Annotated in this window: 17 protein-coding genes and 1 other RNA gene; 9 read left to right on the top strand and 9 right to left on the bottom strand. The window is 50.9% G+C overall.

The window, feature by feature from the left end; genetic code table 11:
* Nucleotides 1-11 precede the first annotated feature (11 nt).
* From D9738_RS12540 to amtB, 4 genes are all read left to right on the top strand, one after another.
* Nucleotides 12-1784, top strand: coding sequence for a SmdA family multidrug ABC transporter permease/ATP-binding protein (locus D9738_RS12540; RefSeq protein WP_130260299.1), 1773 nt, complete (start codon nucleotides 12-14; stop codon nucleotides 1782-1784).
* Nucleotides 1777-3558 carry a SmdB family multidrug efflux ABC transporter permease/ATP-binding protein gene (locus tag D9738_RS12535; RefSeq protein WP_130260298.1) on the top strand — a complete coding sequence of 594 codons (1782 nt, stop codon included), beginning with the start codon at nucleotides 1777-1779 and terminating at the stop codon, nucleotides 3556-3558. The genes D9738_RS12540 and D9738_RS12535 overlap by 8 nt, the downstream gene beginning before the upstream one ends.
* Nucleotides 3559-3738: 180 nt before the next feature.
* Nucleotides 3739-4077, top strand: coding sequence for a P-II family nitrogen regulator (glnK, locus tag D9738_RS12530; protein WP_000780338.1), 339 nt, complete (start codon nucleotides 3739-3741; stop codon nucleotides 4075-4077).
* 29 nt (nucleotides 4078-4106) lie between these two features.
* The gene (gene amtB, locus D9738_RS12525) at nucleotides 4107-5393 is read left to right on the top strand and encodes an ammonium transporter AmtB (RefSeq protein ID WP_130260297.1); all 1287 of its coding nucleotides are present in this window, start codon (nucleotides 4107-4109) and stop codon (nucleotides 5391-5393) included.
* A gap of 182 nt (nucleotides 5394-5575) precedes the next feature.
* Here amtB and tesB read toward each other — a convergent pair whose 3' ends face one another.
* A complete protein-coding gene (gene tesB, locus D9738_RS12520) occupies nucleotides 5576-6436 on the bottom strand; it encodes an acyl-CoA thioesterase II (RefSeq protein WP_130260296.1) in 861 nt (286 codons plus the stop codon).
* Between the two features lie 218 nt (nucleotides 6437-6654).
* Between tesB and D9738_RS12515 the strand changes: the two genes are divergently transcribed.
* Nucleotides 6655-7227, top strand: coding sequence for a YbaY family lipoprotein (locus tag D9738_RS12515; protein WP_130260295.1), 573 nt, complete (start codon nucleotides 6655-6657; stop codon nucleotides 7225-7227).
* 30 nt (nucleotides 7228-7257) lie between these two features.
* Here the strand turns inward: D9738_RS12515 and D9738_RS12510 are convergent, their stop codons facing one another.
* A complete protein-coding gene (locus D9738_RS12510; protein ID WP_130215477.1) occupies nucleotides 7258-7569 on the bottom strand; it encodes an MGMT family protein in 312 nt (103 codons plus the stop codon).
* A gap of 162 nt (nucleotides 7570-7731) precedes the next feature.
* Between D9738_RS12510 and ffs the strand changes: the two genes are divergently transcribed.
* Both ffs and D9738_RS12500 read left to right on the top strand, forming a co-directional pair.
* Nucleotides 7732-7828, top strand: an RNA gene (gene ffs, locus D9738_RS12505) — signal recognition particle sRNA small type.
* A gap of 119 nt (nucleotides 7829-7947) precedes the next feature.
* Entirely contained in the window at nucleotides 7948-8301 is a 354-nt protein-coding gene (locus tag D9738_RS12500; RefSeq protein WP_064529090.1) for a DUF1428 domain-containing protein, read from the top strand.
* A gap of 37 nt (nucleotides 8302-8338) precedes the next feature.
* Here D9738_RS12500 and D9738_RS12495 read toward each other — a convergent pair whose 3' ends face one another.
* The 7 genes from D9738_RS12495 to acrA form a co-directional block, all read right to left on the bottom strand.
* Nucleotides 8339-9889, bottom strand: coding sequence for an EAL domain-containing protein (locus tag D9738_RS12495; RefSeq protein ID WP_130260294.1), 1551 nt, complete (start codon nucleotides 9887-9889; stop codon nucleotides 8339-8341).
* 162 nt (nucleotides 9890-10051) lie between these two features.
* Nucleotides 10052-10522 carry a YlaC family protein gene (locus D9738_RS12490; protein ID WP_130206287.1) on the bottom strand — a complete coding sequence of 157 codons (471 nt, stop codon included), beginning with the start codon at nucleotides 10520-10522 and terminating at the stop codon, nucleotides 10052-10054.
* Nucleotides 10523-10635: 113 nt separating this feature from the next.
* Nucleotides 10636-11187, bottom strand: coding sequence for a maltose O-acetyltransferase (maa, locus tag D9738_RS12485; protein ID WP_130260293.1), 552 nt, complete (start codon nucleotides 11185-11187; stop codon nucleotides 10636-10638).
* Nucleotides 11188-11358: 171 nt separating this feature from the next.
* Nucleotides 11359-11577, bottom strand: a complete 219-nt coding sequence (locus D9738_RS12480) for an HHA domain-containing protein (RefSeq protein WP_001280991.1) — start codon at nucleotides 11575-11577, stop codon at nucleotides 11359-11361.
* A 25-nt stretch (nucleotides 11578-11602) separates the two neighbouring features.
* Complete coding sequence (tomB, locus tag D9738_RS12475; RefSeq protein ID WP_021532618.1) at nucleotides 11603-11977, bottom strand: Hha toxicity modulator TomB; 375 nt, start codon at nucleotides 11975-11977, stop codon at nucleotides 11603-11605.
* Between the two features lie 556 nt (nucleotides 11978-12533).
* Nucleotides 12534-15683, bottom strand: coding sequence for an efflux RND transporter permease AcrB (gene acrB / locus D9738_RS12470; RefSeq protein ID WP_130206291.1), 3150 nt, complete (start codon nucleotides 15681-15683; stop codon nucleotides 12534-12536).
* Nucleotides 15684-15705: 22 nt separating this feature from the next.
* Nucleotides 15706-16899 carry a multidrug efflux RND transporter periplasmic adaptor subunit AcrA gene (gene acrA / locus D9738_RS12465; protein WP_130206293.1) on the bottom strand — a complete coding sequence of 398 codons (1194 nt, stop codon included), beginning with the start codon at nucleotides 16897-16899 and terminating at the stop codon, nucleotides 15706-15708.
* Between the two features lie 141 nt (nucleotides 16900-17040).
* On the opposite strand from acrA, the gene acrR reads away from it, so the two are divergent.
* Nucleotides 17041-17694, top strand: a complete 654-nt coding sequence (gene acrR, locus D9738_RS12460; protein ID WP_130206295.1) for a multidrug efflux transporter transcriptional repressor AcrR — start codon at nucleotides 17041-17043, stop codon at nucleotides 17692-17694.
* Between the two features lie 121 nt (nucleotides 17695-17815).
* A complete protein-coding gene (mscK, locus tag D9738_RS12455) occupies nucleotides 17816-21178 on the top strand; it encodes a mechanosensitive channel MscK (RefSeq protein WP_130260292.1) in 3363 nt (1120 codons plus the stop codon).
* Nucleotides 21179-21233: the final 55 nt, after the last annotated feature.

The following is a 21233-nucleotide window of genomic DNA, read 5'->3' as shown; positions in this document are numbered from 1 at the left end:
GGACATAACGCGTGCGATTATTTGCTCAACTAAGCTGGTATTTCCGCCGGGAATGGCGCCGCTATCTCGGGGCTGTTGCCTTGCTTGTCATTATTGCGATTCTGCAACTGATCCCGCCAAAAGTCGTTGGTATTGTTGTCGATGGCGTGACAGAAAAACACTTTACTACCGGGCAGATCCTGATGTGGATCGCCACCATGGTGTTGATTGCAGTGGTGGTTTATCTCCTGCGTTACGTCTGGCGCGTACTGCTGTTCGGCGCGTCTTATCAACTGGCTGTTGAACTGCGTGAAGACTATTACCGCCAGCTAAGCCGCCAGCATCCAGAGTTTTATCTGCGTCATCGTACGGGCGACCTTATGGCCCGTGCGACAAATGACGTCGATCGTGTGGTATTTGCCGCCGGTGAAGGGGTGCTAACGCTGGTAGATTCGCTGGTGATGGGTTGCGCAGTGCTGATAATGATGTCAACGCAGATTAGCTGGCAGTTAACTTTAATAGCGCTGTTGCCGATGCCAGTGATGGCAATCATGATTAAACGCAACGGCGATGCCTTGCATGAACGCTTTAAGCTGGCACAAGCCGCCTTTTCCAGCCTTAACGATCGAACCCAGGAGAGTCTGACCAGTATTCGCATGATTAAATCCTTTGGTCTGGAGGATCGCCAGTCTGCGCTGTTCGCCGCAGATGCCGAAGATACCGGTAAGAAAAACATGCGAGTAGCGCGCATTGATGCTCGTTTCGACCCGACCATTTATATCGCGATTGGCATGGCGAATTTACTGGCGATTGGCGGTGGTAGTTGGATGGTCGTGCAGGGCAGCTTAACGTTGGGCCAGCTCACCAGTTTTATGATGTACCTTGGTTTGATGATTTGGCCGATGCTGGCGCTGGCGTGGATGTTTAACATTGTGGAGCGCGGCAGCGCGGCGTATAGCCGAATTCGTACCATGCTGGCCGAAGCGCCAGTCGTTATTGATGGTAAAGATAAGGTGCCAGAAGGTCGTGGTGAACTGGATGTGAATATTCGTCAGTTTACGTATCCTCAAACTCATCACCCTGCGCTCGAGAATGTCAGTTTTGCGCTGAAACCGGGTCAGATGCTGGGAATTTGCGGGCCGACCGGCTCCGGCAAAAGTACTGTGCTGTCATTAATTCAACGTCATTTTGATGTCACCGAGGGTGATATCCGTTTTCATGATATTCCTTTGACGCAGTTGCAACTCGACAGCTGGCGTAGCCGCCTGGCGGTAGTTAGCCAGACACCGTTCCTTTTTTCTGACACGGTTGCTAATAACATCGCGCTGGGTTGCCCGAATGCCACCCAGCAAGAGATTGAACACGTAGCGCGGTTAGCCAGCGTGCATGACGATATTTTGCGTCTGCCGCAAGGTTACGACACAGAAGTGGGCGAACGCGGCGTGATGCTTTCCGGTGGGCAAAAACAGCGAATCTCCATTGCCAGGGCATTGCTGGTCAATGCGGAAATCCTCATTCTTGACGATGCTCTATCGGCGGTAGATGGTCGCACGGAATACCAGATTCTCCATAACCTGCGCCAGTGGGGGCAGGGGAGAACGGTGATTATCAGCGCCCATCGCCTTTCTGCCCTGACCGAAGCGAGTGAAATTATTGTGATGCAGCATGGGCATATTGCCCAGCGCGGCGATCATGATGTGCTGGCGCAACAAAGCGGCTGGTATCGCGATATGTATCGCTATCAACAACTGGAAGCGGCGCTCAACGATGCTCCGGAAAATCACGAGGAGGCCGTTGATGCGTAGTTTTAGCCAACTCTGGCCGACTCTGAAGCGCCTGTTAGCTTACGGTTCACCATGGCGTAAACCGCTGGGTATCGCAGTGTTGATGATGTGGGTGGCAGCGGCGGCAGAAGTGAGCTGCCCGCTGCTCGTCAGTTACTTTATCGACAATATGGTGGCGAAAAATAATCTGCCGCTGAAAATGGTTGTCGGGCTGGCGGCGGCATATGTCGTACTGCAACTGTTTGCCGCCGGGCTACATTACGCGCAGTCGCTGTTGTTTAACCGGGCGGCAGTAGGCGTTGTACAACAGTTACGTACCGATGTGATGGATGCTGCACTGCGCCAACCGTTGAGTGAGTTTGATACTCAGCCGGTCGGGCAGGTGATTTCCCGCGTTACTAATGATACTGAAGTTATCCGCGATCTCTACGTTACCGTGGTCGCGACTGTTTTGCGTAGTGCCGCCCTGGTAGGGGCGATGCTGGTAGCGATGTTCAGTCTCGACTGGCGAATGGCGCTGGTAGCGATAATGATATTCCCTGTTGTGTTGGTGGTGATGGTGATATACCAGCGTTACAGTACGCCGATTGTCCGCCGAGTACGCGCCTATCTGGCTGATATCAACGACGGCTTTAACGAAGTTATTAACGGCATGAGCGTCATCCAGCAGTTCCGCCAGCAGGCGCGATTTGGCGAACGTATGGGCGAAGCCAGCCGTTCACACTATATGGCGCGAATGCAAACGCTACGGCTGGACGGCTTTTTACTGCGTCCCCTGCTGAGTCTGTTTTCATCGCTCATTCTTTGTGGCTTGTTGATGCTGTTTGGCTTCTCCGCCAGCGGCACCATTGAAGTGGGTGTGCTGTATGCGTTTATCAGCTATTTGGGGCGACTTAACGAACCCTTAATCGAACTGACCACGCAGCAGGCGATGCTGCAACAGGCCGTTGTTGCTGGCGAGCGAGTGTTTGAACTGATGGACGGACCGCGCCAGCAATATGGCAATGATGATCGCCCGTTACAGAGCGGCACCATTGAAGTCGAAAACGTGTCGTTTGCTTATCGCGATGATAATCTGGTGCTGAAAAATATTAATCTTGCCGTTCCTTCGCGCAGCTTTGTGGCGTTGGTGGGGCATACCGGTAGCGGCAAAAGTACCCTGGCAAGTTTGCTGATGGGCTATTACCCACTAACAGAAGGTGTGATTCGGCTTGATGGACGTCCGTTAAGTTCGCTCAGTCATAGCGCGCTGCGTCAGGGCGTGGCGATGGTGCAGCAAGATCCGGTAGTGCTGGCGGATACCTTCCTCGCCAACGTGACGCTGGGACGAGATATCTCCGAAGAGCGCGTCTGGCAGGCGCTGGAAACGGTACAACTGGCGGAACTCGCGCGTAGCATGAGCGACGGTATTAATACGCCGCTGGGCGAGCAGGGGAATAATCTCTCGGTCGGGCAAAAGCAACTGCTGGCACTGGCACGCGTGCTGGTGGAGACGCCGCAAATCCTGATCCTTGATGAGGCAACCGCCAGCATTGACTCCGGTACTGAACAGGCGATTCAGCACGCTCTGGCGGCGGTGCGTGAACACACTACGCTGGTGGTGATTGCTCACCGCTTATCGACCATTGTTGATGCTGATACCATTCTGGTGCTTCATCGTGGTCAGGCTGTGGAACAGGGCACTCACCAGCAACTGCTGGCCGCCCAGGGGCGCTACTGGCAGATGTATCAACTGCAACTTGCGGGCGAAGAGCTGGCAGCCAGCGTGCGTGAAGATGAATCTCTGAGCGCCTGATTAGCGCAAAATTTCATCGGTGGTGCAAAAATGTAACGCACTGTGCACTGTCATAGTGCGTTTTTATTTTCAATCTTCTTAACTTCCTGCTCTCTTTCTCGTTTTTCATTTCTGGCACACCGCTTGCAATACCTTCTTCGTGTAGCAGAACCATTACCGAATTCTGACCGGAGGGGATCTATGAAGCTGGTGACCGTGATAATCAAACCATTCAAGCTGGAAGACGTTCGTGAAGCGTTATCTTCCATTGGTATTCAGGGCCTGACCGTCACCGAAGTGAAAGGTTTCGGGCGTCAGAAGGGCCATGCTGAGCTGTACAGGGGCGCGGAATACAGCGTCAACTTCCTGCCAAAAGTAAAAATTGATGTGGCGATTGCTGATGATCAACTCGATGAAGTGATCGATATCGTCAGTAAGGCGGCTTACACCGGAAAAATTGGCGATGGCAAAATCTTCGTCGCTGAATTGCAACGCGTCATTCGTATTCGCACCGGCGAAGCCGACGAAGCGGCGCTGTAATCTCTGGCACACAGCAACAGGAACGAAACATGAAGATAGCGACGATAAAAACTGGGCTTGCTTCACTGGCGATGCTGCCGGGACTGGTAATGGCTGCACCTGCGGTAGCCGATAAAGCCGACAATGCGTTTATGATGATTTGTACTGCGCTGGTACTGTTTATGACTGTTCCGGGGATTGCCCTGTTTTACGGCGGGTTGATTCGCGGCAAAAACGTGCTGTCGATGCTAACGCAGGTGACCGTGACGTTTGCACTGGTCTGTATTCTCTGGGTGGTTTACGGTTACTCGCTGGCGTTTGGTGAGGGCAACAACTTCTTCGGCAACATTAACTGGTTGATGCTGAAAAACATCGAACTGACGGCGGTGATGGGCAGCATTTATCAGTATATCCACGTGGCGTTTCAGGGATCGTTTGCCTGCATTACCGTCGGCTTGATAGTCGGGGCGCTGGCGGAACGGATCCGCTTCTCAGCAGTGCTGATTTTCGTGGTGGTGTGGCTGACGCTCTCCTACATTCCAATTGCACATATGGTGTGGGGCGGCGGCTTGCTGGCTTCTCATGGTGCGCTGGATTTCGCGGGTGGCACGGTGGTGCACATTAACGCCGCAATCGCCGGTCTGGTGGGCGCGTATCTGATAGGTAAACGCGTGGGCTTTGGCAAAGAGGCGTTTAAACCGCACAACCTGCCAATGGTCTTCACCGGGACTGCCATTCTCTATATCGGTTGGTTTGGTTTTAACGCCGGGTCAGCGGGTACGGCGAATGAAATCGCGGCACTGGCATTTGTGAATACTGTGGTGGCAACGGCGGCGGCAATTCTTGGCTGGATCTTCGGTGAATGGGCGCTGCGTGGTAAGCCTTCACTGCTGGGAGCGTGTTCTGGCGCGATTGCCGGTCTGGTCGGCGTGACGCCAGCCTGTGGCTACATTGGGGTTGGCGGTGCGTTGATTATCGGCGTGGTAGCTGGTCTGGCGGGCTTGTGGGGCGTTACCATGCTCAAACGCCTGTTGCGGGTCGATGATCCTTGCGATGTCTTCGGTGTGCACGGCGTTTGTGGCATTGTTGGCTGTACCATGACCGGGATTTTTGCCGCCAGCTCGCTGGGCGGCGTGGGCTTCGCTGAAGGTGTGACGATGGGGCATCAGTTGCTGGTACAGCTGGAAAGCATCGCCATTACGATCGTCTGGTCTGGTGTGGTGGCATTTATCGGCTACAAACTGGCGGATCTGACGGTTGGTCTGCGTGTACCGGAAGAGCAGGAGCGAGAAGGGCTGGACGTCAACAGCCACGGCGAGAATGCCTATAACGCGTAACAAGCAATCAAATGCAATTTAGCCTGATGCGCTGCGCTTATCAGGCCTACATTAAAAATCACAATTTGTTGAATTTACAATAATTGGTGGGCCGGATAAGGCGTTTACGCAGCATCCGGCATCAACAAAAGCATGTTACCAACTATCTGGCAGCCGGACGGTTTTCACCTCCGGCTGTTTTTTTAATTGTGATTACGCATTACCCCTTCCTGAACGGTCGAGGCAACCAGTACGCCGTCCTGGGTATAAAACTCACCGCGCACAAATCCTCGGGCGCTGGACGCTGACGTGCTCTCCACGCTATACAGCAGCCATTCGTTTAAATTAAATGGTCGATGGAACCACATCGAATGGTCAATGGTGGCTATCTGAATCCCCGGTTCGAGAAAACCGATGCCGTGCGGCTGTAGAGCTACCGGCAGGAAGTTAAGATCAGAAGCGTACCCCAGCAGATACTGATGAACGCGCAGATCATCCGGCACGCTACCATTTGCGCGGATCCACACCTGACGATGCGGCGCGGCGACGTGACCTTTCAGTGGGTTATGAAATTCCACCGGACGCACTTCCAGCGGACGATCGCAGGTGAATTTATCTTTCAGCACTGGCGGCAGCAGGTGCGCCAGCGACTGGGCGATCTGTGTTTCCGAAGGCAAACCATCGGGCGCTGGGGCCGGAGGCATCTCTTTTTGGTGTTCGAATCCAACTTCTGGCGCCTGGAAAGACGCTGTCATATAAAAAATGGGGTTGCCGTTCTGAATCGCTGCCACACGGCGAGCACTGAAACTGTTGCCGTCGCGCAGCGTTTCAACATCATAAATAATCGGCTTCTTGCTATCACCAGGGCGAAGAAAGTAGCTGTGGAATGAATGCACCAGACGCTCTTCGGGTACTGTCTCCTTTGCGGCATACAGGGCCTGACCCACGACCTGGCCGCCAAACACCTGGCGTAAACCTAAATCTTCACTCTGGCCGCGAAAGAGTCCTTCCTCAATTTTTTCCAGATTCAACAATGTCAGTAAATTTTTTAAGGCCTGACTCATATTAACTCTCCAGTAACAAAGCTGCCGCAGCAAGCCAAAGTGAGTTGAGTATAACGCAATTTTGTCACTGGTCCGATGGGTGCAATGGTCTGAATTACGGGCTAAATGCAGGCGTAAATACGTGATTTGTGCCACACTTATTGACGTTACGATTTTGTTAACCACTCTTCCGGCGAGGAAAGTTAGCCCGCTGGTGCATTGATAATAAGGAGAAGTGAATGAAACTCGTGCACATGGCCAGTGGTTTAGCGGTTGCGATTGCGTTGGCGGCTTGCGCTGATAAAAGCGCGGATATCCAGACGCCAGCACCTGCTGCAAATACCTCTATTGCGGCGACACAACAACCTGCTATACAGCAACCTAATGTCTCCGGTACGGTCTGGATCCGTCAGAAAGTCGCACTGCCTCCTGATGCTGTGCTGACCGTGACACTTTCTGACGCGTCTTTAGCCGATGCGCCGTCTAAAGTACTGGCGCAAAAAGCGGTGCGTACCGAAGGTAAACAGTCGCCATTCAGCTTTGTTCTGCCATTTAACCCGGCAGACGTTCAGCCGAACGCGCGTATTCTGTTAAGTGCGGCGATTACCGTAAACGACAAATTGGTGTTTATTACCGATACCGTCCAGCCGGTTGTCAATCAGGGGGGAACCAAAGCCGACCTGACATTGGTGCCGGTTCAGCAAACCGCCGTGCCTGTCCAGGCCAGTGGTGGCGCAACAACTACCGTACCATCGACTTCACCGACCCAGGTGAATCCGTCTTCGGCAGTTCCAGTTCCTACGCAATATTAAGCGAAGTTAACCCTCTCCGCCCGGAGAGGGTTAGTAGTTCCAGCGATAACGCTGTAAGTCGATTTGTCCGTTTCCCGATACCATCACGCCTTCTGCCAGTAATGCCTGCCGCTGACGCTGTAAATCTGGTCCGGTTAATGAGATTGTGCCGTGGCGGTTAACCACCCGATGCCAGGGCAAAGTGCTGCCTTCGGGCAGGCGCTTTAACACACCGCCCACCTGGCGCGCGGCACGGGGCGATCCTGCCAGTTTCGCGACATCGCCGTAAGTAGTGACATACCCTTCGGGAATAGCGGCTACGATTTGCCACACGCGTTGGGGAAATGAATCTTCTTTTTCCATCTTTTCTTCCTGAGGTAATTTTTCAGCATAATCTGGAAAAACGTCCGAGTGAAGTCGCATTGCGCAAGAAACCAGCATCCGGCACGCAATGGGTTGCAATTAGCAGGGGCAGCAGTGATAATGCGCCTGCGCGTTGGTTCTCAACGCTCTCAATGGGGGCTCTGTTGGTTCTCCCGCAACGCTACTCTGTTTACCAGGTCAGGTCCGGAAGGAAGCAGCCAAGGCAGATGACGCGTGTGCCGGGATGTAGCTGGCAGGGCCCCCACCCATTTCTGCCTCCCACCGTTTCGTCAAAAAATCTCAATGTGGCTAAACTTTAACCACGACTGATGCCGCAAGAATTTTCTGGCTGCACGGTACGCTTCGGAGGTATGTCTGATGAAGTATGTTGATGGTTTTGTGGTTGCTGTTCCTGCCGACAAAAAGGATGCCTATCGTGAAATGGCCGCAAAGGCCGCGCCGCTGTTTAAAGAGTTTGGCGCCCTGCGCATTGTTGAATGCTGGGCCAGCGATGTACCGAATGGCAAAGTGACCGATTTTCGTATGGCGGTCAAAGCGGAAGAGAATGAGGAAGTGGTTTTTAGCTGGATTGAATACCCTTCAAAAGAGGTCCGCGACGCTGCCAATCAGAAGATGATGTCGGACCCACGGATGAAAGAGTTCGGTGAGTCCATGCCGTTTGATGGTAAACGAATGATCTACGGTGGGTTCGAGTCAATCATTGACGAGTAGCGTGACGGGCTGTGCGGCGTGCCGCCAGCCCCAAAATTCACAGATGGCGTTCTGCCCAGCGTATAAACTCCTCTTTCGGTAATGCTTTGCTGTACAACCATCCCTGGCCGTAATGCACGCCATGCTGGCGTAGCCACTCTTCCTGTTTGCTGGTTTCGATCCCTTCCGCCACCATTTTAAGTTTCAGCGTTTTTGCCATTTCGATGATATGCGGTGTGACATTTTTATATTCCAGCGCATCAACAAAAGATTTATCGATCTTCAGAATATCGACATCCAGATCCTGCAAATAACTTAAGCTCGAATAACCGGTACCAAAATCATCAAGATAAATTTCATGACCAACCTGTCGATATCGGGAGATTACCGGGGCGCTGATTTTTGGATCAGCAAACTCGCGTTCAGTGAGTTCAAGAGCGATCTGTTTGGGATTGACCTGGTAGTGATTGATCATTTCACGCAGCAATTGCGGGATTTTTTCCGAGGTGAGCACAGTGGATTCAAGATTGATCGAAATATGTTGCTGCGGATGCTGACGCAGCCAGTCGCCCATATCTTCAAAGACCGTTTTGATAATAAGCAGAGTCAGAGATTCTGACAGGCTCGTTTGTTGCGCCAGCGGGATAAAACTATCCGGTGACAACCAGCTACCGTCTGTCTGCGGCCAGCGCGCCAGCGCTTCGGCTCCGACAATCTTTCCATTCGATAAGGAGATAATAGGCTGATAGTGCACGCAAATATCGCGGTTTTCGATAGCATCTTGCAGGCGATGATGCGGTGACTGGATACGGCGTAAAATCCGCAGGACGAACATTGCCGCCAGTAGGCCAATTAACAATCCGACAGGCAACCAGATAAAGACCTGCCGATGCCAACCTTTTTGTAACGTTTTTGTCGAAGCCCAGGTGATTATGGAAATATTCATCTCGGGGAGAGGCAGGATATCGTAAATGATTCCATTCTTTTCGATGTGTTCACCCGGTGTTTTTTGCAGCTGGGTAATAATTCCCTGGGCTATTTCGTCACTGCTGGTAATGATAATGTTATGCACATTGCCAATAATCGCGGCATCAATTTGCCACGAGCTATAAGGAATCACATCTATAAATGAGGCGGGGTCAATCATCACTATGTAATGTGCAGTTCCCATTGCAACCATGTAGCGGGTAATACCTAAATCGTTGTGCGAGGTTAACCATACCCGATAACCATCGTTCGATATTTTACCTGGCTCGGGGAAGGTATCTGGCGGACTTTCATGTTCCAGAGAAGAGCACTGAGGCACGTTGTTATCAACATAGACCACTTCCTGAATATAACGATAACTATAAGATACCCGGCGCATTTCCATTAGATGAGCCTTGCTACAGGCTGCGCCTTGCCATTTTTCCAGTTTTTGTAGTGCATCTTTCCCTTGCGACGCCACTTTGTTGGCGCGAATAGCGACGCGGGATGAGTAGGTATGTAGCTCCTCAACAAATGACGTTTCTACCTGTTGATGAGCCAGCCAGATGCTTAAGCCCACTGGTAGAAGTACGGAAAGGATCAGTACTCCTGAAATTAGGCTGACCAGATGTCGTGTTCTCACCAGCATGTCCTTATTTACGCAGTGTAGGGAAAGTATATCCGATAGCGAATAAGGGCATGCAAAAGATAAGTGATGCGGGGGAGTTTCGTTAAATGCGTTGTGGCAACGATTGTTGTCAATTCACCAGGCGCGGATGTTTACGCCTGGTGAGGGCGATACAACTTATGGTGTCGCTTCGGTGCGGGCGAGAGTGAAAATATCGTAAAAGGACAACTCACCTTTACGAGCGATCATTTTCTGCAACTGTTCTTTGTGGATGTTCGCGACACGCGGCGAGTTCAGAATAGCGTCGACCAATGCAGTTGGAACAAAGCGTGTATTGTACCATTCGCCGTTGTAGCAAACCCGGAAATCAAGAACGTCGATATCTTCGTAATGGTAACGCGGATAAACGTCAAAAAAGAAGAAACCGTTAAGCAGGATGAACAATACCACCAGGAGCCAGACTGAACCAACCAGCGTTTCAGACTGTAACATCACAGCCAGAGTGGCAAAAAAAGCGACATACATACCGATAAACAGCCCCGGATGTTTACGGATAAAACTGATACTAAAGCGAGGTTTATTATCGCGTTTTTCGTGTGCATTTAGTGCATCAATTGTTTCGGTCAGCAGGCGTTGTATTTCAGTCATTTTTTGCCTTTGTGGTATCTGCAACTTTTCAGGGAACACCCTATTTTAACGTGGGAATCATATGATGAAAGTAACAGATTAACCACAATTTTGCATAACAGTTGCAACTATGGTTACAGTTTTTTAATGACAGTAGCCGGGTTACCGCCCACGACAACGTTAGCCGGAACATCTTTTGTGACGACGGCGCCAGAGGCCACCACGACGTTATCGCCAATGGTTACACCAGGGTTGATGACAGCACGTCCGCCAATCCAGACGTTATTACCGATAGTCACAGGTTTCCCCAGTTCAGCGCCACTATTACGGGCTACTGGGTCGACAGGGTGCGTTGCGGTATAAATGTGAACACCTGGTGCCAACATGCAATTATCACCGATACGAATTGGGCAGACATCGAGCATCACGCAATCGAAGTTGGCGTAAAATCCTTTGCCCAAAAAAATGTTATAGCCATAGTCGCAGCGAAAAGAGGGTTCAATATAAGCATCTGCTACCTGACTGAATAAATCGGTGAGAATTTTCTGGCGTAATGTTTGTTCTTCCGGTGCGGAGTGATTGTATTGGTGAATAAGCTGACGAGCGCGCAGGCGATCGCGAGATAACTCCTCATCTGCCGAGCGATACAACTCACCAGCAATCATTTTTTCTTTTTCTGTGCTCATTACTGACCTCCCGTTGCTGAAAATGCGGCAACACGGTAATGCGAATAGTCAGTTAAGAGAACGTTCCCGTTTTCCGAATGTGATGAAGGTCACATGCAGTATGCTTTCATTGCGAATAATATAATAATGTTAATAAACAGTCGGTTACATTTTCGAATGTCTGCTATTTAATTACCGAATAAATTTCCATACAGAGGAGGGGATCTTGTCGTACAGTTTATTCATGGTCAATTCTGCGAGGCGGTGATCTGCGGCTGAGTAAAATACCGCCAGTTCATTATCTGATAATTCGTATTTATTTTTCTCGATAACACGCTCTAGCGTGTCAATTGTCTGGCAACGACGCAGACGCATCAAATAATCGGTTTTCGTTAAAGGTTTATCGGACATACTTCTACCCATGGTTGTAATAATTCTAACAAGATAAACTCGCAGGATTCTCTTTAGTGGCATTCACAAAACAACGGAACAGTCGGTTACCTGACTTCCGCCATTTCTGGAGATCCTGCATATTAATACCATAACTACTGAACAACATAAAGGTGTCGTCCAGATATTCATCTATCTGCTCAATGAGCTTATTGTCTTCATTATACTTAATTTTGTAATTAAGTGCGAAGGTTGCTATATGTTCAATGAGTTCATTAAGCTGCAGATTGATGGCCGAGGTAGGGTCGTTAACCCAACCATGGTTACTTTCTTCAAGGTTTGCAAGACAGTCATGATACAAGGTTTCGCAGAGAAATTTAAGCTGCGCGACATCATGTCTTTTTGGTGAGTATTCATCCATAACGCGTCCCCCTTCTTAGCGGTTGAACTAACGGACACCTTTTGGGATGGAAAACTTACAGACCTGGCCTGCCCTCTCACTTGTTAGATTAACTATAAGCTACTCTTTGGCGGTTTTCATCGTATTATTACGAAAAATTACAATTAGGAGGAGGGAAGGGAAAAGACTCTCTTCCTCATTCCAGCGCTGACGACGTAATGGCTAAAGCACTTTGTCTGATGCTATTCATAACATAATGTAATCAGGATGTTTGAGAGTGATAAAATGGTCTGACGATTTGTCACACTAATACCCAGGATTACTCTGATTATGATGTAATTGACATGAACAAATAAAGAATTGCCGCAAATAATTAAGAATAGCCTCTAGATGCCTGGGGGTTATTAAATCCATCGGTACGACTTAATATAAATTAACTAACAATAAGTATTTTTTATGAATTTTATGCGGTGTTAAAACTAACTTACGTTTGAAATCATTAACTATAAACATTTCAACATTAAGATTACGCGTATAAAAAAGGCCGCTTGCGCGGCCTTAGTGATTACGACGTTAATCAATGATGATCGACTGTATGGTTATGTTCGATATCTTCATTTTTGCGGCTAAAGCGGCGGCGAACCACCACGAAGAACACCGGAACGAAGAAGATCGCCAGTACCGTTGCGGTCACCATCCCGCCCATTACACCAGTACCTACTGCGTTCTGCGCGCCGGAACCAGCACCGGTGCTGATAACCAGCGGCATAACACCGAGGATAAATGCCAGTGAAGTCATCAGGATTGGGCGTAAACGCATCCGCACCGCATCCAGAGTTGCTTCAATCAGACCTTTACCTTCTTTATCCATCAAGTCTTTGGCGAATTCGACGATAAGTATCGCGTTCTTCGCCGACAACCCAATGGTTGTGAGCAGGCCCACCTGGAAGTAAACGTCGTTGGTCAGGCCGCGGAAGGTGGCTGCCAGCAACGCACCGATAACCCCCAGCGGCACGACCAGCATAACGGAGAACGGAATCGACCAGCTCTCGTACAATGCCGCCAGACACAGGAACACGACAATCAACGAAATCGCATACAGCGACGGCGCCTGGTTGCCGGAGAGACGTTCCTGATAGGACATCCCCGTCCAGTCGTAGCCAACACCGGTAGGCAGTTTGCTCGCCAGTTGTTCCATCAGCGCCATTGCTTCACCGGTACTCTTACCTGGTGCCGCTTGGCCTAAGATCTCCATGGATGGCAGGCCGTTGTAACGTTCCAGACGCGGCGAACCGTACTCCCAACGCGAAGATGAGAATGCCGAGAACGGCACCATCTGGCCATCAGCAGCACGCACATACCAGTTACCGATATCTTCCGGCAGCATGCGGTATTTTGCTTCTGACATGACGTAAACTTTTTTCACACGACCGCGGTCGATAAAGTCGTTCACGTAGCTGCCGCCCCATGCAGCGCCCAGGGTAGTGTTAATATCGTTAATAGAAACACCCAGTGCCTGAGCTTTCTCCTGGTCGATATCAATCTTGAACTGCGGAGTATCTTCCAGACCGTTTGGACGCACGCTGGTCAACAGATCAGGATGTTTCGCCGCTTCGCCCAGCAGCTGGTTACGCGCTTGAGTCAGTTTTTCGTGACCGAGGCCCGCCTGGTCAATCAGCTCAAAGTCGAAGCCCGTTGCCGTACCCAGTTCCACAATCGCAGGCAGGTTAAAGGCGAAGACCATCGCATCTTTAATCTGCGAGAAAGCGCGCGTTGCACGCGTGGTAATCGCTTCAACTTTGTTTTCATCACCCGGACGGTCAGCCCAGTCCTTCAACGAAACGAACGCAATACCGGTGTTCTGACCACGTCCCGCAAAGCCGAAGCCGTTAACGGCGAATACCGACTCAACGTTGTTCTTCTCTTTGGTCAGATAGTAATCCGTCACCTCATTGAGCACTTTCTGCGTACGTTCCTGCGTCGCACCCGCTGGCAGTTGGACCATGGTCATAAATACACCCTGGTCTTCATCTGGCAAGAAGGAACTTGGCAGACGTACAAACAGATAAGCCATGCCGACCACAATGATCAGATACAGCACCAGATAACGCCCCGTGCTGCGCAGAATACCGCCTACGCTGTCGGTGTAGTGGTGCGTGCTCTTCTCGAACATGCGGTTAAACCAGCCGAAGAAGCCTTTTTTGCCTTCGCCGTGATCGCCTTTAGCGATAGGTTTCAGCATAGTGGCACAAAGTGCCGGAGTCAGGATCAACGCCACCAGCACTGACAGTGCCATTGCCGAAACAATGGTAATGGAGAACTGACGATAGATTGCACCAGTAGAGCCGCCGAAGAAGGCCATCGGGATAAATACCGCCGACAGCACCATCGCGATACCCACCAGTGCGCCCTGAATCTGTCCCATCGACTTACGTGTGGCTTCTTTCGGCGGCAAACCTTCTTCCGCCATTACACGCTCAACGTTTTCTACCACAACGATGGCGTCATCAACCAACAGGCCGATGGCGAGCACCATCCCGAACATCGTTAGCGTGTTTATCGAGAAGCCAAAGGCGGCAAGGACGGCAAAGGTCCCCAGCAATACCACCGGTACGGCAATGGTCGGAATCAACGTCGCGCGGAAGTTCTGCAGGAACAGATACATAACCAGGAACACGAGGATGATCGCTTCGACCAGGGTTTTAACCACTTCGTGAATAGAGATTTTCACGAACGGCGTCGTGTCGTACGGATAAACGATTTTCAGACCTGACGGGAAGAATGGCTCCATCTTCGCCAGTTCAGCACGGATTGCCGCAGCAGTTTCCAGCGCGTTCGCACCGGTTGCCAGCTTGATACCCAGACCAGAAGCCGGTTGTCCGTTAAATTCCGCGATGATGTCGTAGTTCTCACCACCCAGCTCAATCTTCGCCACATCACGCAGCAGCACGCGGGAACCATCCTGATTCACTTTCAGCAGAATTTTGCCGAACTCTTCAGTAGAGGTCAGACGCGTCTGAGCAATAATAGAGGCGTTAAGCTGCTGGCCTTTCACCGGCGGTGTACCGCCGAGCTGACCGGCTGCGACCTGGGCGTTCTGTGCTTTGATAGCGGTAATGACATCAACCGGCGTTAGCTGGTATTTGTTCAACTCATTCGGGTTCATCCAGATACGCATCGCGTACTGTGAACCGAACAGCTGAACGTCACCAACGCCCGACGTACGGCTAATGGCATCTTTCATATTTGCCGCTACGTAGTCGGAGATATCTTCCTGCGTCATGGTGCCGTCAGTGTTGATAACACCGACAACCATCAGGAAGCTGCTGGAAGATTTCTCAACGCTCACCCCTTGCTGCTGTACTTCTTGCGGCAGCAACGGCATCGCCAGTTGCAGTTTGTTCTGCACCTGAACCTGCGCGATATCCGCATCAGTACCAGACTCAAAGGTCAGGGTGATCTGCACAGTACCCGTGGAGTCACTGTTAGAGGACATATACATCAGGTTATCGATACCGTTCATATTCTGTTCGATAACCTGTGTCACCGTGTCCTGCACTGTTTTCGCATCAGCGCCGGGGTAGGAAGCGGAGATCGTGACCGCCGGTGGTGCAATCGTAGGATATTGCGCCACCGGCAGTTTGAGGATCGCCAGCCCCCCTGCCAACATGATAATGATGGCGATCACCCACGCAAAAATCGGGCGATCGATAAAGAAATTAGGCATGTCTTAACGGCTCCTGTTTAAGTTAAGACTTGGACTGTTCAGGCTGAGCACCGCTTGCGGCTTGCTGGTTATTATCAGCGGTAACTTCTTGTGCTTTTACCTGGACACCAGGACGCACTTTCTGCAGCCCACTTATTACTACGCGGTCGCCTGCTTTCAGACCTTCTGTCACCAGCCACTTATCGCCAATAGCCTGGCTTGCGACGATTGGGCGGGTTTCCACTTTGTCATCCGCGCCAACCACCAGAACGGTAGCCTCACCGCGTGGTGTACGAGTTACACCCTGTTGCGGAACTAAAATGGCGTTAGGATTAAGCCCTTCTTCCAGACGAGCGCGCACGAACATACCCGGCAGCAGAGTGTGATCCGGGTTCGGGAAGATAGCGCGTAAAGTGATAGACCCAGTGGTCTGATCGACAGTCACGTCAGAGAACTCCAGCGTACCGTCCTGCGGGAACTTAATGCCGTCGCTGGTGATCAGCGAGACTTTGGCCTTGCCGTTCTCTTGCTTCAGCGTACCGTTTGCCAGTTCCTGTTTCAGACGCAGGAAGTCGTTGCTGGACTGGGTAACATCCACATAGATAGGATCAAGTTGCTGCACGGTTGCCAGCGCAGTCGCCTGACCGTTTTGCACCAGGGCACCTTCCGTCACGTTTGATTTACCAATACGGCCAGTAATCGGAGAGGTGACTTTGGTGTAAGCCAGATTGATCCGCGCGGTTTCAACAGCCGCTTTTGCCGCAGTGACAGCCGCATTTGCCTGTTGCGCATCAGCCAGCGCCTGATCGTACTCTTGCTTACTGATGTACTGAGTACCCAGCAGTTTCTGGTAACGATTAACAGTCAGTTGCGCGATATTGGCTGCCGCCTGCGCTTTCGCCAGATCGCCTTTTGCACTGTCGTACGCCGCCTGGTAGGTAGCAGGATCAATCTGATAAAGAGAGACACCTGCTTCGATGTCGCTACCCTCTTTGAAATTACGCTTCAGGATAATCCCGCTAACTTGAGGACGAACTTCTGCGATCCGGAAAGCACTGGTGCGGCCCGGAAGCTCGGTTGTGATCTGCAGAGGTTCAGTTTTGACTGTTACTACCCCAACGGCGGGCATCTGCTGGCCACCTTGTTGGGCCTGTTTGTCGTCACATCCTGTAAGCGCTAAGCTGCCTGAGAGCATCAGAACGATCGCCAGAGGCGTAAACCCTCTGTTTTTGTTCATATGTAAACCTCGAGTGTCCGATTTCAAATTGGTCAATGGTCAAAAGTCGATAAACCCATTGCTGCGTTTATATTATCGTCGTGCTATGGTACATACATTCATAAATGTATGTAAATCTAACGCCTGTAAATTCACTAACATATGGCACGAAAAACCAAACAAGAAGCGCAAGAAACGCGTCAACACATCCTCGATGTGGCGCTACGTCTTTTCTCACAGCAGGGGGTATCATCCACCTCACTGGGAGAGATTGCAAAAGCGGCAGGCGTTACGCGCGGTGCAATCTACTGGCATTTTAAAGACAAGTCGGATTTGTTCAGTGAGATCTGGGAGCTGTCAGAGTCCAATATTGGTGAACTAGAGCTTGAGTATCAGGCAAAATTCCCTGACGATCCACTCTCAGTTTTAAGAGAAATACTAATTCATGTGCTTGAATCGACGGTGACGGAAGAACGGCGTCGATTATTGATGGAGATTATTTTCCACAAATGCGAGTTTGTCGGAGAAATGGCGGTTGTCCAACAGGCACAACGAAATCTCTGTCTGGAAAGTTATGAACGTATAGAGCAAACGTTAAGACATTGTATTGAAAAAAAATTATTACCAACCAATTTAATGACGCGCCGTGCGGCGATAATTATGCGCGGTTATATTTCCGGCCTGATGGAAAACTGGCTGTTTGCACCGCAATCTTTTGATCTCAAAAAAGAAGCCCGCGATTACGTAGCCATCTTGTTGGAAATGTATCTTCTTTGCCCGACTCTTCGTACTCCCGCCGCCAACGAAAAATCCTGAATCAGACTCCAGGATTTATCCTGGACATTTTCGCTGTTGCTATTCTGGCTCTCTACACCGTGATATTCTAGCCACCCGACTCGTTCAGGTCGTTCTTCAGGTTCAGAAACCTTCATTCATCATGACTATGTTCCAGTATTACAAACGATCACGGCATTTTGTTTTTTCAGCATTTATTGCTTTTGTTCTTGTCTTGTTATGCCAGAACACGGCGTTTGCGCGGGCGTCATCGAATGGTGATCTACCGACGAAAGCAGACCTGCAGGCACAACTTGACTCACTGAATAAACAAAAAGATCTTTCTGCCCAGGACAAGCTGGTGCAGCAAGATATTACTGACACGTTAGCCACCCTCGAGAAAATCGATCGCATAAAAGACGAAACGGTGCAATTACGGCAAAAAGTTGCCGAAGCGCCAGAGAAAATGCGTCAAGCGACCGCAGCGTTAACTGCGCTCAACGATGTGGATAACGACGAAGAAACCCGCAAAATTCTGAGTACGCTATCGTTGCGCCAGTTGGAGTTACGTGTCTCCCAGGCGCTGGACGATTTGCAGAATGCACAAAATGATCTGGCTTCTTATAACAGCCAGTTAGTTTCGTTACAGACGCAGCCTGAACGCGTGCAAAATGCGATGTATACCGCCTCGCAGCAATTGCAACAAATTCGCAGCCGCCTGGATGGAACCGAGGTCGGCGAAGCCGCCTTACGTCCCAGCCAGAAAGTGTTAATGCAGGCACAGCAGGCTTTGCTGAATGCCGAGATTGACCAACAGCGTAAAAGCCTGGAAGGGAACACTGTCTTACAGGACACCCTGCAAAAGCAGCGTGATTACGTGACGGCGAACAGTACGCGACTTGAACATCAGCTACAACTGTTGCAGGAGGCGGTGAACAGCAAGCGCCTGACATTAACCGAAAAAACGGCGCAGGAAGCCGTTACCCCGGATGAAGCTGCGCGTATTCAGGCTAATCCGCTGGTGAAGCAGGAGCTGGAAATAAACCAGCAATTAAGCCAGCGTCTGATTACCGCTACCGAAAACGGTAATGTCCTGATGCAGCAAAACATCAAAGTCAAAAACTGGCTGGAGCGGGCGCTGCAATCGGAACGTAACATCAAAGAGCAGATTTCTGTCCTGAAGGGCAGTCTGCTGCTTTCACGCATTCTTTATCAGCAACAACAAACGCTGCCCTCGGCGGATGAACTGGAAAATATGACCAACCGCATCGCGGACTTGCGTCTCGAACAGTTTGAAGTCAACCAGCAACGTGACGCGCTGTTCCAGAGCGATGCGTTCGTCAGCAAGCTGGAAGAAGGTCACGCCAACGAAGTCAACAGCGAAGTTCACGATGCGTTATTGCAAGTGGTTGATATGCGTCGCGAACTGTTGGATCAGCTTAACAAACAGTTGGGTAACCAGCTGATGATGGCCATTAACCTGCAAATCAACCAGCAGCAGTTAATGAGCGTATCGAAAAACCTGAAATCCATCCTGACTCAGCAAATTTTTTGGGTGAACAGTAACCGTCCGATGGACTGGGACTGGATCAAAGCGTTCCCGCAAACCCTGAAAGATGAGTTTAAATCGATGAAAATTACGGTGAACTGGAAAAAAGCCTGGCCCGCCGTATTTATCGCTTTCCTTGCCGGTTTGCCGCTGCTGTTGATTGCAGGGCTGATTCACTGGCGTTTAGGCTGGCTGAAAGCATATCAACAAAAACTGGCTTCGGCGGTAGGTTCCCTGCGTAACGATAGCCAGCTCAATACGCCAAAAGCGATTCTTATTGATCTGATCCGCGCACTGCCGGTGTGCCTGATTATTCTCGCTGTCGGTCTGATTCTACTGACGATGCAACTCAACATCAGTGAATTATTGTGGTCGTTCAGCAAAAAACTGGCGATTTTCTGGCTGGTGTTTGGCCTGTGCTGGAAAGTGCTGGAGAAAAACGGTGTTGCCGTGCGTCACTTTGGTATGCCGGAACAGCAGACCAGCCACTGGCGTCGGCAAATTGTCCGCATCAGCCTCGCGTTGCTGCCGATCCATTTCTGGTCTGTGGTGGCAGAACTTTCCCCGCTGCATCTGATGGATGATGTGCTGGGGCAGGCGATGATTTTCTTCAACCTGCTGCTGATTGCCTTCCTGGTGTGGCCGATGTGCCGCGAAAGCTGGCGTGATAAAGAGTCGCACACCATGCGACTGGTCACCATTACCGTGCTGTCGATTATCCCGATTGCGCTGATGGTGCTGACCGCTACAGGTTACTTCTACACCACGCTGCGCCTCTCCGGGCGTTGGATTGAAACCGTTTATCTGGTGATCATCTGGAACCTGCTCTACCAGACAGTATTGCGCGGTTTAAGCGTAGCGGCGCGGCGTATCGCCTGGCGTCGTGCGCTGGCGCGTCGGCAGAATCTGGTGAAAGAGGGCGCAGAAGGTGCCGAACCGCCGGAAGAACCCACCATCGCGCTGGAGCAGGTTAACCAACAGACGCTGCGTATTACCATGTTGCTGATGTTTGCGCTGTTCGGTGTCATGTTCTGGGCAATTTGGTCCGATTTGATCACCGTGTTCAGCTATCTCGACAGCATCACGCTCTGGCATTACAACGGCACTGAAGCTGGCGCTGCGGTGGTGAAAAACGTCACCATGGGCAGTCTGTTGTTTGCGATTATCGTCTCAATGGTGGCCTGGGCGTTGATTCGCAACCTGCCTGGTTTGCTGGAAGTGCTGGTGCTGTCGCGCCTGAACATGCGCCAGGGAGCATCGTATGCCATCACCACTATCCTTAACTACATCATCATTGCCGTTGGTGCGATGACGGTGTTCGGATCGCTGGGCGTCTCGTGGGATAAACTCCAGTGGCTGGCAGCAGCATTATCCGTAGGTCTTGGTTTTGGCTTACAGGAGATCTTCGGTAACTTTGTCTCCGGTTTGATCATCTTGTTCGAACGTCCGGTGCGCATTGGCGATACGGTAACCATTGGTACCTACTCTGGGACGGTCAGTAAGATCCGTATTCGTGCGACAACGATTACCGATTTCGATCGCAAAGAAGTGATCATCCCGAACAAAGCGTTTGTTACCGAGCGTCTGATTAACTGGTCGTTGACTGATACCACCACGCGTCTGGTGATCCGTCTGGGCGTGGCCTATGGCTCCGATCTGGAAAAAGTCCGCAGAGTCCTGCTCCAGGCAGCGACAGAGCATCCAAGGGTGATGCACGAGCCAATGCCAGAAGTCTTCTTTACTGCATTTGGCGCCAGCACGCTGGATCACGAACTGCGCTTGTATGTTCGTGAACTGCGCGACCGTAGCCGCACCGTCGATGAACTGAACCGTACTATCGATCAGTTATGCCGTGAAAACGACATCAACATTGCCTTTAACCAGCTTGAAGTGCATTTGCATAACGAGAAGGGCGATGAAGTGACGGAAGTGAAACGTGACTACAAAGGTGACGATCCGACGCCTGCGGTAGGATAATAACGAAAGGGGCGGCATTTAGTTGCCCCCGAGATTGCTGACAAAGTGCGCGTTG

The organism is Escherichia sp. E10V5 (genome assembly GCF_004212315.1).
Taxonomy (GTDB): Bacteria; Pseudomonadota; Gammaproteobacteria; order Enterobacterales; family Enterobacteriaceae; genus Escherichia.
This window is presented reverse-complemented; position numbering and strand designations above follow the sequence as displayed.